This window comes from Sediminibacillus sp. JSM 1682029, assembly GCF_041366435.1.
Taxonomy (GTDB): Bacteria; Bacillota; Bacilli; order Bacillales; family Amphibacillaceae; genus Sediminibacillus; species Sediminibacillus terrae.
The window spans coordinates 57,007-69,568 of sequence record NZ_JBEWYY010000010.1 but is presented as its reverse complement, the minus strand read 5'-3'; the positions used below and the strand labels follow the sequence as shown (position 1 = coordinate 69,568).

The 12,562-nt window shown below is 41.4% G+C and carries 11 protein-coding genes; 8 read left to right on the top strand and 3 right to left on the bottom strand.

The window, feature by feature from the left end; translation table 11 throughout:
• The 7 genes from ABVF09_RS15710 (at position 1) to pepF (ending at position 8,536) form a co-directional block, all read left to right on the top strand.
• Entirely contained in the window at positions 1-936 is a 936-nt protein-coding gene (locus ABVF09_RS15710; protein ID WP_026571107.1) for an ABC transporter ATP-binding protein, read from the top strand.
• Positions 937-1,299: 363 nt separating this feature from the next.
• Entirely contained in the window at positions 1,300-2,514 is a 1,215-nt protein-coding gene (locus ABVF09_RS15705; RefSeq protein WP_371069619.1) for a putative glycoside hydrolase, read from the top strand.
• Between the two features lie 174 nt (positions 2,515-2,688).
• Positions 2,689-3,282, top strand: a complete 594-nt coding sequence (locus ABVF09_RS15700; protein WP_371069618.1) for a GNAT family N-acetyltransferase — start codon at positions 2,689-2,691, stop codon at positions 3,280-3,282.
• 346 nt (positions 3,283-3,628) lie between these two features.
• Positions 3,629-4,024, top strand: coding sequence for a transcriptional regulator SpxA (gene spxA / locus ABVF09_RS15695; RefSeq protein WP_026571105.1), 396 nt, complete (start codon positions 3,629-3,631; stop codon positions 4,022-4,024).
• Between the two features lie 495 nt (positions 4,025-4,519).
• On the top strand, positions 4,520-5,218 hold the full coding sequence (mecA, locus tag ABVF09_RS15690; RefSeq protein ID WP_026771738.1) for an adaptor protein MecA: 699 nt from the start codon (positions 4,520-4,522) through the stop codon (positions 5,216-5,218).
• 164 nt (positions 5,219-5,382) lie between these two features.
• Positions 5,383-6,606, top strand: coding sequence for a competence protein CoiA (locus ABVF09_RS15685; protein ID WP_371069617.1), 1,224 nt, complete (start codon positions 5,383-5,385; stop codon positions 6,604-6,606).
• A 112-nt stretch (positions 6,607-6,718) separates the two neighbouring features.
• Entirely contained in the window at positions 6,719-8,536 is a 1,818-nt protein-coding gene (gene pepF / locus ABVF09_RS15680) for an oligoendopeptidase F (protein WP_153462275.1), read from the top strand.
• A gap of 1,179 nt (positions 8,537-9,715) precedes the next feature.
• Here the strand turns inward: pepF and ABVF09_RS15675 are convergent.
• The 3 genes from ABVF09_RS15675 to ABVF09_RS15665 all read right to left on the bottom strand — a co-directional run bounded on the left by ABVF09_RS15675 (position 9,716) and on the right by ABVF09_RS15665 (position 11,727).
• Complete coding sequence (locus ABVF09_RS15675; RefSeq protein WP_026571101.1) at positions 9,716-10,612, bottom strand: ClpXP adapter SpxH family protein; 897 nt, start codon at positions 10,610-10,612, stop codon at positions 9,716-9,718.
• The gene (locus ABVF09_RS15670; RefSeq protein WP_026571100.1) at positions 10,609-11,010 is read right to left on the bottom strand and encodes a globin domain-containing protein; all 402 of its coding nucleotides are present in this window, start codon (positions 11,008-11,010) and stop codon (positions 10,609-10,611) included. Before ABVF09_RS15670 ends, ABVF09_RS15675 begins: the two co-directional genes overlap by 4 nt.
• 138 nt (positions 11,011-11,148) lie before the next feature.
• On the bottom strand, positions 11,149-11,727 hold the full coding sequence (locus ABVF09_RS15665; protein WP_371069616.1) for a CYTH domain-containing protein: 579 nt from the start codon (positions 11,725-11,727) through the stop codon (positions 11,149-11,151).
• Between the two features lie 196 nt (positions 11,728-11,923).
• Here ABVF09_RS15665 and yjbM point away from each other — a divergent pair, with 196 nt between their 5' ends.
• Entirely contained in the window at positions 11,924-12,544 is a 621-nt protein-coding gene (gene yjbM / locus ABVF09_RS15660) for a GTP diphosphokinase (protein ID WP_026571098.1), read from the top strand.
• The last annotated feature ends 18 nt before the right edge of the window (positions 12,545-12,562 follow it).

Below are 12,562 nucleotides of genomic sequence, written 5' to 3'. Positions count from 1 at the left end.
GTGACTCAAGAAAAATTATTGGAAGTTAGCAATTTAAAGCAATACTTTAAAACGGGAAGGCACAGTGTCGTAAAAGCAATAGATGGTATTTCTTTTGATATTTATAAAGGAGAAACCTTTGGTCTGGTCGGTGAATCTGGCTGTGGTAAATCGACAACAGGCCGTACTATCATCCGTTTGTATGATGCAACGGATGGTAATGTGAAATTCAAGGGTGAAGATGTTCATGGTAAGAAAAACAGCCAGGATTTGAAAAAGTTCAATCAGAAGATGCAAATGATTTTCCAAGATCCATATGCCTCTTTGAATCCGCGTATGACGGTAATGGATATCATTGCAGAAGGACTGGATGTTCATGGATTGTCCAAGACTCCACAGGAACGTAAACAACGGGTGGAAGAGTTGCTGGAAAGAGTCGGACTGAATAAGGAACACGCCAACCGTTATCCGCATGAATTCAGTGGTGGACAGCGGCAGCGGATTGGTATCGCAAGGGCTTTGGCAGTTGATCCAGAATTTATCATTGCCGACGAACCAATCTCCGCGCTTGATGTGTCCATTCAAGCACAAGTAGTAAACTTGTTGAAAGAATTGCAAGAGGATCATGGATTGACTTATCTATTTATCGCGCACGACTTGTCCATGGTAAAATATATCAGTGACCGCATCGGGGTTATGTATTTCGGAAAACTGGTAGAACTGGCAGATAGTGATGAGCTGTACAAAAATCCGTTACATCCATATACGAAATCCCTTCTTTCGGCCATACCATTGCCAGATCCTGATTACGAACGAAACCGCCAGCGTGTGGAATATGATCCAAGCCAACATGATACAAGCGAAGAGCCGGAATTTCGGGAAATCACGCCAGGGCACTGGGTGTCATGTACAAGCAAAGAGTTTGAAGCATACAAGCAAGAGTTAAATAAAAATTGAAAATAGCAGATTCATGATAAAATAAAAAGAAGGGCTCGATTTAAAATAAGTCTTTCTTCGGAAAATCATCAGCATTTAAAGCTATGCTGATGATTTTTTTGTCTTTTTATTCATTCATAAGTGTGCCATCCAGCTGTTGGGGTGTCGCTTCTGTATTTGACTTTTGTAAGCTTGACCAGGTTTTACGAATGTATCGTTTTTAGGACGCTTTTCTGATTCACACCGCAAAAGTACTAGCATTAGAAGATATTAGTCAAAAATAGTAAAAATACGACAAAAACAGCAATTTCGGGTTCCAAGCTTCCACCTGTTTCTTTTATAATAGAAATAAACCTCAATACATAAAATAGGAGTTTGATAGCGATGGGGAAACGACAACTGAAGACAATGATTACTGTCCTGCTATTATTGATGACCGTATCGGCCCAAAGAGTGGTGGCCGCCGAAGAGGAAGCGAAAACCATGAAGAACCACCAACAGAGCACGAGTAGTGTAGAAGCATACAAAATCCCCGAACGAATTTCACGATTTTCTTATAACTCAGGATTGAATTTTGAGTATCCCGACCACGTCAGGGGAATCTATGTAACAGGAAATTCAGCAGGCGGGGAACGATTTGACCGATTGATCAAGCTGATTAATGACACAGAGTTGAATAGTATGGTGATTGACGTGAAAGAGGATCATGGCAATATAACCTTTGAATTTGCTGAAGATTCCCCTTATGCAGATGTGGGCACCAATTATATCGGAGACCCGGAGAAGATGCTAAAACGGCTGGAGGAAGAAGGAATCTATCCGATTGCCAGGGTTGTTGTATTTAAGGATTCTGTACTGGCTAAAGAACGTCCCGATTTGTCTTTCACTCAAAACGGGGAAGTATGGACAAATGGCAAGGGAGAAGCCTTTGTCAGCCCTTTTAAAAAAGAAGTATGGGACTATAATATTGAATTGGCAAAACAGGTGGCCGAAATGGGTTTTCAAGAAATCCAGTTTGATTATGTCCGCTTTCCAGAAGGTTTTGAGAGACGGGCTAAGGATTTGGAGTACGACCAGGGGGATTATGCCGATTTGGAAATGAACGGGGTGAAAAAACGAGTGAAAGCTGTCACGGACTTCGTTGCACATGCCAGGGAGGAACTGTCCGATTATGACGTCGATGTGTCAGTCGATATCTTTGGCTATTCAGCGACTATTGAAGAGGCCCCTGGAATCGGACAAAACTTTTCTAAAATCGCTGACAATGTGGACGTGATTTCATCCATGATTTACCCGAGTCACTGGACATCTTATTTCGGCATTGATAATCCTGATGAGGAGCCATACAAATTGGTTTCCGAATATGCCAAGGTGGAAAACGAGGTACTGGATAGCTTGGAAGACCCCCCGGTATCACGGCCGTGGATTCAGGATTTTGAAGCGCCGTGGTTGTATAGTGGTAAAACAAAACAGTACGGCAAAGAGGAAGTCGAAGCGCAAATAAAAGCTCTAAATGAGAATGGGATCGAGGAATTTCTCATTTGGAATTCTGGAAACAGTTATACAGAAAATGTCGACTATACACCCTTAAATGAATAAACAAACACTGCCGGTATTACCGGCAGTGTTTTTACGTTATAGAAAATTCCGCTTTAAAGTGCATGATTAGAAACTAAATATCCGGGAAAAGCTAATGGGAGTCTGTGAGAAGATTTAACAATTGAAGAATATTCCGTTATAATAAAAAGGACTACAAATACAAGGAGTAGATCAATGAACTGGTACGAAAAGCTAAACAAGTATTTTCCCGTAGAAGAGATGAAGTCTCAAAAGCATATGGAAATGCTGTTAAAGGAAAAAGGCGACGTCTATTATAAAGACGAAGGACCATATCATGTGCTTATGTACGCAGAGTTCAAATCATTCATCTTTATCGATTATGTTTATGTATCGGCAGCCTCCAGGGGGCAGGGCTTGGGACATAAATTGATTGAAAAGCTGAAAGCGAAGAAAAAACCGATTATTCTGGAAGTGGAACCTGTTGATTATGAAGACAGCGACACGGAAAAACGGTTGAAGTTTTACCAGCGAGAGGGCTTTGTCCACGCACAGTCAATCGGCTACAACCGCCGAAGCCTTGCGACGAACGAAGAGACTCCTATGGAGATATTATATTGGAGTCCGGATAATCAGGACGAAGAAGAAATCTACAAACAAATGAAAAAGATGTACGAAGACATTCATACCTATAAGGATGAAGAAATTTACGGAAAGTCCTATCAACCGGTTGACGAAGTACTGACGTATGACAATGATCGCGATACGGACGATATTTTTGATGCCTTGAAACAGTCCGAAGGCGTGTGATAATTACCAAAGCTGCCCGCTGTCAGGGGCGGCTTTATTCTATTACATATATATTGACCAGTTCTTCCTTATTTTTAAGAGCAAAAAGCAAAACTGAAAAAAATTTTAAAAAAATGGTTTAATGAAAAGGAAGGCGGGGTACTTTAAATATAACTTTATTTCATTTTGTGACAACTTTTAAGAAGATGGCAAATTAATTCAGGAATTTGCATAAAAACCTACCTTCATATTGACAAGTGTAGTATACTATACATAGAAGAGTTATTTAAAGTAATTTTAATTTAATATCTTCTTCAAAATCATGAAATGACGATAAATAATCTGCGCTATGAGGAGTGAAGTTTCCATGGTAACACTTTATACCTCACCAAGTTGTACATCTTGCCGTAAAGCAAAAGCATGGTTAGAAGAGCATGATATACCATTCAGTGAGCGAAATATCTTCTCGGAAACCTTGACACTTGATGAAATCAAGGAAATTTTGAGAATGACAGAAGATGGTACCGATGAAATAATTTCTACAAGGTCTAAAGTTTTTCAAAAACTAGATATGAATCTTGATCAACTTCCAATGAAAGACCTCTTTAACTTAATTCAAGAAAATCCTGGTCTTCTTCGCCGCCCGATCATTCTCGATGAGAAACGATTGCAGGTAGGTTATAATGAAGATGAAATTCGCAGATTCTTACCTAGAACTGTCCGTACTTTCCAATTGCGGGAAGCACAAAGAATGGTTAACTAATATAACATAAGAGGCGCGGGTCTTTTTTACAGGACCTGCGCTTTTTCTATTCTTGAAGATGGATAACGGACATGACTTGGTCATGCTTATTGGGCCATCTCTCGTACCATTTGGCTTCAGCATCAAGTGGTTTTTGCCTTATAAGTCAATCATCCGTGTCGTTGAGACTGAAGGATCACTTGCCAAATTTTTCAGTAAACTCAACGGGCATAAAGGGATGACATTTTGTCATAAATAAGCTAAAATAAATATTTACAGGCTGGCATCCCAAGGATCCGGTTTGTGTATTATTTAATGAGTATAATCTTTGTTTTTTAGAAAATATAGGCTTTTATATTTTCAAAAACAATTTATTTATCATAAAATAAAGATAAGAAGCTGTTGCTTATATTTGAGGGTTGATGGATACTCGTATCGGGTATGGATTTATAGGATTACAAATAGGTGAAGTTTTTCTCTTCCACCTAATAATAAGTAGAAGGGAGAGAGAAGAAAGTGGAAATAGAACGGATAAATGAAAATACAGTCAAATTTTACATTTCTTATATGGATATAGAAGATAGAGGATTCGATCGTGAAGAAATTTGGTATAATCGCGAGCGGAGCGAGCAGCTTTTTTGGCAAGTAATGGATGAAGTGAATTATAAAGAAGATGATTTCAATGTAGATGGTCCTTTATGGATTCAAGTACAGGCACTTGATAAAGGATTGGAAATCGTCGTTACAAAAGCCCAATTATCCAAGGACGGCCAAAACCTTGAGCTGCCAACAGAAAATGGCAAGACAATCGATATGCCGGTCGACGAGAAAATCGAATCGATGCTGGATGAGAAGTTTGGCAATTCCGACGAGGCTGGTCATGATACCAATCATCATTCCGATGAGGATGAGGAGGGTAATTTGTCGTTCGTGGTAAGCTTTAAAGATTTTGAAGATGTCATTCAACTAAGCCATTATTTTAGCGAAACAGAAGGATTGACAGATCGTCTTTACCATTTCGAGGACCAGTATTTATTATATCTGGAGTTTGAGGAAAACTTCATGACAGATGATGAGCAAGAAGATATTTTGAGTCAGTTGCTCGAATTCGGGCACGAGTCCACGATTACCATCCATCGGCTGGAAGAGTACGGCAATCCAATATTTGCCGAGCGTGCTCTTTCGCAAATTAAGCAATATTTTCCCGCTAAGTAAGCAAGGCATTCGACGAAGTCGAATGCCTTATTTTTTTGCAACATATTCTTTTAGGCAGGAATTGTTCCTCGAACAACGAATCTTTTTATGTAAAAGCTGTTTCCCTTCGGATTGCTTGCTTAGTATAATCAATGAAATCCATTTGCGGGGAGCAACTTTTATTATTGGAAAAAGAAGGTGATGGCAATATGCTGCAAGCTTGCAACCAGGATGGAGTGCCGGTCATCCTGGCTTATTCTAATCGTTCGACTGTGGAGCGGTTACGTACTCAACAGCGGTTTTACTGTCCCGTTTGCGGCGAGAGGGTTATCGTCAAAGCAGGCAGGAAGATGATCGCACACTTTTCACATTCTCCCAACAGTTCTTGTGCTGTTTCCGGAGGAGAAGGAGAGTACCATGAAAGAGGGAAGTTGCATTTATTCCGATGGCTTGTATATCAAGGTCTGGAAGCAACGATGGAAAAATATTTGCCGGAAATCGGCAGAAGACCGGATATATTGATTCGTCTCGGGAAAAAAGTGATAGCTCTGGAATTTCAATGTGCAGCATTGACGAGGGAAGAAATGTACAAGCGGACGGAAGATTACTGCAAACTTGGTATCGAACCATTGTGGATATTGGGTGGAAATCGTTTGAAACGAACAGGCGCAAGGAAAATCCGGATGTCATCAATAGATCAGTCGTTTTTAACAAGATTCAATCAAAGTGATTCTCTGCTGATGAACTTTTATTGTCCCAATACTGGCCAACTTTGTCTGTTTCGGCAGATACAGCCAGCAGGAAACAGCACTTTTTATGGAGACTTGCATTTTCTTTCATTGCAACACTCCCGCTTTCTCTCTTTATTTCAAGATAAGAGACATTTTCCATCTTTTTTACTGGAAAGTTGGCTGCAAGACAAACAGAAGTTCCGGACAAAACCCCCATCAAAATGGACAGGATCTCTTCATCAGTCTTGGCGGCAATGGCTTTATCAAAGAGGTTGTCACCAGTCCCTTTTGCCAAGCTACGTACATCTTCCAGTTATCGGCCAGTATAGAATGAAAACTCCGCCGTGGGATTGGCAAAGCAGGTTGTGCCTCGAATACCTGAAGTTGCTGCCACTCCATCATATCGTCTCCCTCGATCCCTGCTATCATCTTTTAAGAACGGCAATCACTCCCACATCCGACTTTCCTCTTATAAGAAATCAAACAGATCCCATCCGAGAATATTTAAAACTGTTAGAATCCCTTCGCATAATATCCCTTGTGAATGAACGCCAATTGAAAAAACAAACTCCGATTACTTTTCATGAAAATGTGGAACAAGCTTTAAGTGATGACAGAAAGGTTATCCACGTCCTGAAAAAACAAAGAGATTTCTCAAGCATCAACTCGCATGATTGAACAGTAAAAACGATATAATAGAAAAGAGCTCTCCTTTTGCAGGAAGGAGTATGCGGGATATACCGAGAATTGGGAAATGGATAGCTGAATAATTTTCAAGGAGGAATAGGTGTTGACACAAGCGAACAAAGAATTGCAAAGCCGTGAACAAGTACCATTAGAACGAACTTGGAGACTGGAAGATATCTTTGTCATAGATGAAGAATGGGAAAAAGAATTTGAATCGTTGAAAAGCAAACTGCCGGAATTCAAACAATATCAGGGAAAGGTAAATGAATCGTCAGATACGCTTTATAACCTTTTGAAACTACAAGATAATGTGTCCGAGCGTTTGGGCAAACTTTATACATACGCTCATATGAGATACGACCAGGATACAACCAATTCACTATATCAGGCGTTGAACGCAAAAGCGGAAAATATTCTTACACAGGCGTCGAGTGCAATGAGCTTCATTGTACCAGAGATTTTGTCGTTGGATGAGGATAAGCTGAAGACATTTGTCGAAGAAAATCCAGAATTGAAGCAGTATGAACATACCTTGAATGAAATAAACAGGCAACGTCCGCATGTTTTATCAGAAAAGGAAGAGGAACTGCTCGCGGAGGTCTCCGAAGTTACCGATAATCCGTCTCAGACTTTTGGGATGTTAAACAACGCCGATTTAACCTTTCCATCGATCAAGGACGAGGACGGAAATGAAGTCGATCTGACGCATGGACGATATATCAACTTTTTGGAATCCGATGACCCACGTGTGCGGAAAGAGGCTTTCAAGGCGATGTATGAAACATTCGGCAGCTTTAAAAACACCTTTGCTTCTACCTTGAGTGGAGCTGTCAAAAAGAATAATTTTTATGCGAAAATACGTAAATACGATTCGGCCCGCCAGGCAGCGTTGGATAACAATAATATCCCGGAAGAGGTCTACGATAACCTTGTCAGTGCCGTCAATGAACGACTGCCGCTTCTGCATCGCTATGTTGAGCTTCGCAAGCGCGTACTCAAGCTTGATGAGCTGCACATGTACGATCTTTATACACCGCTTGTGAAGGATATCTCGATGAAGATACCGTATGAAGAAGCACAAGAAACGGTGCTGAAGGGATTGGCACCCCTGGGAGAAGAGTATGTAAACACCATCCGGGAAGGATATAAAGACCGTTGGATTGATGTGGATGAAAACAAAGGTAAACGCAGCGGGGCTTACTCCTCAGGTGCTTACGGCACCAACCCATATATCCTATTGAATTGGCAGGATAACTTGAACAATCTGTTCACGCTTGCCCATGAGTTGGGGCATTCCATGCATAGTTACTATTCCAGGAACAATCAACCGTTCCGTTACGGAAATTATTCCATCTTCGTAGCTGAAGTGGCATCGACTTGTAATGAAGCTCTTTTGAATGAGTACCTTATCCAGAACACCGAGGATGAAAAAGAAAAACTATTCTTGCTGAACCACTTCCTTGAAGGCTTTCGCGGTACTGTATTCCGTCAGACGATGTTTGCTGAGTTTGAGCATGACATCCATACTCATATGCAAAATGGGGAGGCTTTGACCGCGGATAAATTGACAGAGATGTATTATGAGTTGAACAAAAAATATTTTGGTGATGAATTGGTGATCGATGAAGAAATCGGACTTGAGTGGGCACGGATTCCACATTTCTACTACAATTACTATGTGTATCAATATGCGACCGGGTATTCTGCAGCGACTTCATTAGCCTCGCAAATATTGAAAGAAGAACAGCCTGCTGTCGAACGGTATTTAGAATTCTTGAAGGCAGGGAGCAGTGATTATCCAATCGAAGTATTGAAAAAAGCGGGAGTCGATATGACATCGAAGAAACCGATCTTAGACGCACTACGTGTGTTTGAAGATAAGCTTTCGGAAATGGAATCTTTGTTAGATAAAGTAGAATGAAAAAACAGAGCAGACACCCTGTGTTGAAGGTGTCTGCTCTGTTCACCACCTGCGGCTTCTCATCCTGGAAAACCCCTTGAAGGCATTCCTGTAAACGAAAGAGAAGATTGTCAGATATATAGTGATAAATAAAAGAGGTGCCGTGATGTACAAAGGGAAGAGCCGCATAAAACCCAACAAGTTAAAGAAAAATGCCGCTACAGCTGCCAGGAAGAAGAGAAAAGGCAGTAGGCCATGCATGTTCCGGCCTCCTTTTGGTGTTGTTAAGAAAATTGTATGCATTCTGTTAACTTGATAGAAGTATGACAGTTTTGTGAATACATGAGCAAAACTATTGCTTCCTATTTTTATTCTTGATATATTTTACTTGTGAGATAATTAACAAACAATACCCCTTTGTTTGACTTAACTTTCTCCCATCCCCCTTTGTCTATAGAACATAGACAAAAGGAAGGATATACACTGTATATCCTTCCTTTTTTTATGTTTCATAAAAATTCGTCTTCCTAACCTTTTTACCTTCCTACATTCGTTGAGTGGGACTCTCGGCGCTGCAGAAAAACCCTGCGCTTTCCGCGGGCGGCTGGTGAGCTTCCTCGAGCTAACGCTCTGCGGGATCTCGCCGAGGCCTTTCCTCCCGCTGGAGTCTCCGGGTATTTCTTCCGCTAGGACCAGTTTCCTGTTTATAAATGAGTGTATTAGATATTTTTGATTCACTTGGGACTGAAAGAAGTATCTTATCAAAAGACATAGCTAGGGAAACAAACGAAAAGTCGAGAGAAGGAGAAAAGACGGATTCCGGCTGTTTTTGATGAAAAGAAATAGCCTATTTCCTTGACCAACGTTTTTAAGATGGCTTGTCGAGTCTCAAGGAAACAATTTCTACGCTTGCGATTGTCCCCATGCTCCTTAGCGCAGGTAGCATGCGCAGATTCCAGCGGGAACAGCGCGAGCTGAAAATCCACTTGGTAAAGCGCTTTTCTTTACCAAGTTAGCTGAAGCCGTGCCCGCGGAAAGCGAAGTATGCTACCGAAGCGGTGGTTGACACTCTTTTTGGATAGGCAGTAGAACTTCCCTTACAGTTACAGCACATTATCTATCCATTGCGCTGTGTTATAAAAAACACCCCGGCAAATTACCGGGGTGTCATAAACGTCCTTGTGAGAACAAGAGGTGGAATCAGCCTTTAACGTGCCGGTAAAAGGTTCCATACTTCACCGGAACTTTTTCCACCATTTGTTTCAACTGCAGTTTTTTCATTTCTTTTTCTGTTTTTTCCTTAGACCAGTCATAGACAACGGATATTTCCTTGTTGCCGACAAAACCGTAATAGGAAATGAACTCTTCCAACTCCGGTTTCTTTGCCGGAGGCGGATCCATCTGCAGCATTTGCTTTAATACTTTTACATAAATATCATAAGGATACAGACCCGAGACTTTCAAGCCGCCTTCTTCCTCCGATTCATTGAAGAATACCATGGTAGGAATGTACTCGACCTCCATCTCTTGCGTCAGCTTCAAATCACATTGTAAAGCTTTTTTGGCAGAATTAGAATACAGATCCTGTGTGAATTCTTGTACATCAAGGTTCACTTCTCTGGCACACTCAACCAAGGTTGCTTCATCAGATATATCACGTTTATTCAAGAATAGCTTTTCTTGCACTTTACGCAAGAAGTTTCTTCCGGCTTTTTTTCCTTGCAGTTCTGCCGCCTTGATTGCAATGGATGCAAGCCACGGAAGATTGATGGGATTCTCCAGCCATAAGTCACCGTCACAACTCATACCAGTTCGGGAGGCTGTCCGTTCCCAAATATCCTTCAATTTTTTAGGTTTATCGAATTTATCTTTATTCAACACGGTAAGATGCCCGCTCAGAATCGGACGAATGGTAAAAAACCTGCCATACTCAATGGAAAGCTTTTTCAAGCTTGGTTCCAAAGACCAGCATTCCGGACACAAAGGATCTACGAAGACATAAATTTCAACCGGTTTTTTCAACAAATCGAAAAAGCCATACTGCGCCGAGTTTCTTGTGCCTGAATTACTAGTTGGCCCAGTCGGTTTCCAGCTCACAACGATTCTCCTTTCTCATCCTCAGGTGTATTCATCATATGCGATGCTGTCATAGTCAATCGTTCAAAAATGGCACTACGATAGGGCTCTTCCACTTCGGCTTCTGCTAAGGCTTGTTCCATGCATTCGAGCCAGGCGTCACGTCTGGACGGGGTGATCGGAAACGGCAAATGCCGTCTCCGCAGCATTGGATGCCCGTGTTCTTCCGTATATAAAGCTGGACCGCCGAACAGCTGCGTAAGGAACTGTTGTTGTTTTCTTGCGGTTTCCGTTAAATCATTTGGAAATATCGGTATTAATGCCGGATGTTTCGCCACCCGTTTATAAAAGGCTTGAACTAGTTTTTCTATTTTTTCCCTGCCGCCCATGGCTTCATACAGGGTAACGGAATCAGTCATGTTTCATTTCCTCTCCAACTTTGCAAGAAAATCAATTTTAAGCTTTCCCCAGCCATGAATTTATAAATTCGGCTGTACGAAAAACAAGCTTAACGAGATTTTTCCTTATTGTAACAATTGGCGGTTGTGTTGGGCAACTTATCTGTTTTCCATGGAGTCGTAAAACCTTTGGATTTTGTTCGGTGTCTGTTTTTTTCTAATTTCCAGCCGTTCAAGAAGCTCGTCGAAAACTCTCTGGCCATGCCGTCGTTCTTGCGCTTCTACTTCCAATTCATAATCGGTATAGCCGTTATAGGTGCTCTGGTCCAATACGACAATGGTTCCTTTGAATTCTGTTTCGATTCTTCGTGTCGTCAGAGCACCGCCATAATTCAGTGCGGCAAAGTCAATTCCCAACTGGTTGAGCTGTACTGCAACCTGTGGTTTCGGAATGATGTCTCCGTTGATCCATGAATCTGCTTCTTGTTCTGTCAGTGTATCGTGGGTTTCCAGCAGTCCTTCTGGATGTGGTTCCTTCAAAGTCAACTGCCATTGCCCGTTTTTTTCGCGTATGCGCAGTGCAGATCCGTGCTGCTTCAATTCAAATCCCGGAGTTTCAAAATAATGATTCGTATGACTTAGCGCACCTGATTCTTCTACCTCTAAAAATTCACAAAGACGATCATATTCTTCCTTCGTCAGCAGATTTTTAAATTCAATTTCTATTTCCTGTGTCATTCTCATTCCTCCTGTTTCATTATTACTTGTATCTCATTATGGTGGAAATAAACGGCTGATTGCAAAAGAAGCCACTTTGGTAAAATCCGTTAGGCCAATTGTCTCGTGGTAGTCCGCCTGGAGATTTATGATACAATTAATGATGACGAAATGAAGGGTATCAGCAAGCAAGATGATCGAAGGTGGTGCGTGACAAGTGAATTGGGAAGCTTTTCTTGCTCCGTATGTGCAAGTTGTTGAGGAATTAAAGGTAAAACTAAAAGGGATGCGGGCCCAATTTGAATTCGAATCCCGGCATTCGCCGATTGAATTCATTACTGGAAGGGTAAAACCTGTACCAAGCATCCTGGAAAAAGTTCACCGTAAAAAAACGGATTTGCCTCGTTTGGAAGATGAAATACAGGACATCGCCGGTGTCAGGGTGGTATGCCAGTTCGTTGATGATATCTATACCATTATCGATATGCTTCGAAGCAGGAATGATTTTTCGATAATCGAGGAGAAGGATTATATATCGGAGAAAAAAGATAGTGGTTACCGTTCGTATCACATGATCATTCGGTATCCGGTGGAGACCATTCATGGAGAAAAAATGGTAATGGCCGAGATCCAAATACGGACACTGGCCATGAATTTCTGGGCGACAAATGAGCATTCATTAAATTATAAATATGACGGGCAAATCCCGTCTGACATTAAAGCGCGACTTCAGGGAGCTGCTGAAGCAGCATTCAAACTGGATGAGGAAATGGCTAAAATAAAAGACGAAGTCCAGGAAGCACAGCGAATTTTCCATAAAAACAAAAGCAATCGCTAAAAGGAGGGCGAGAGCCGT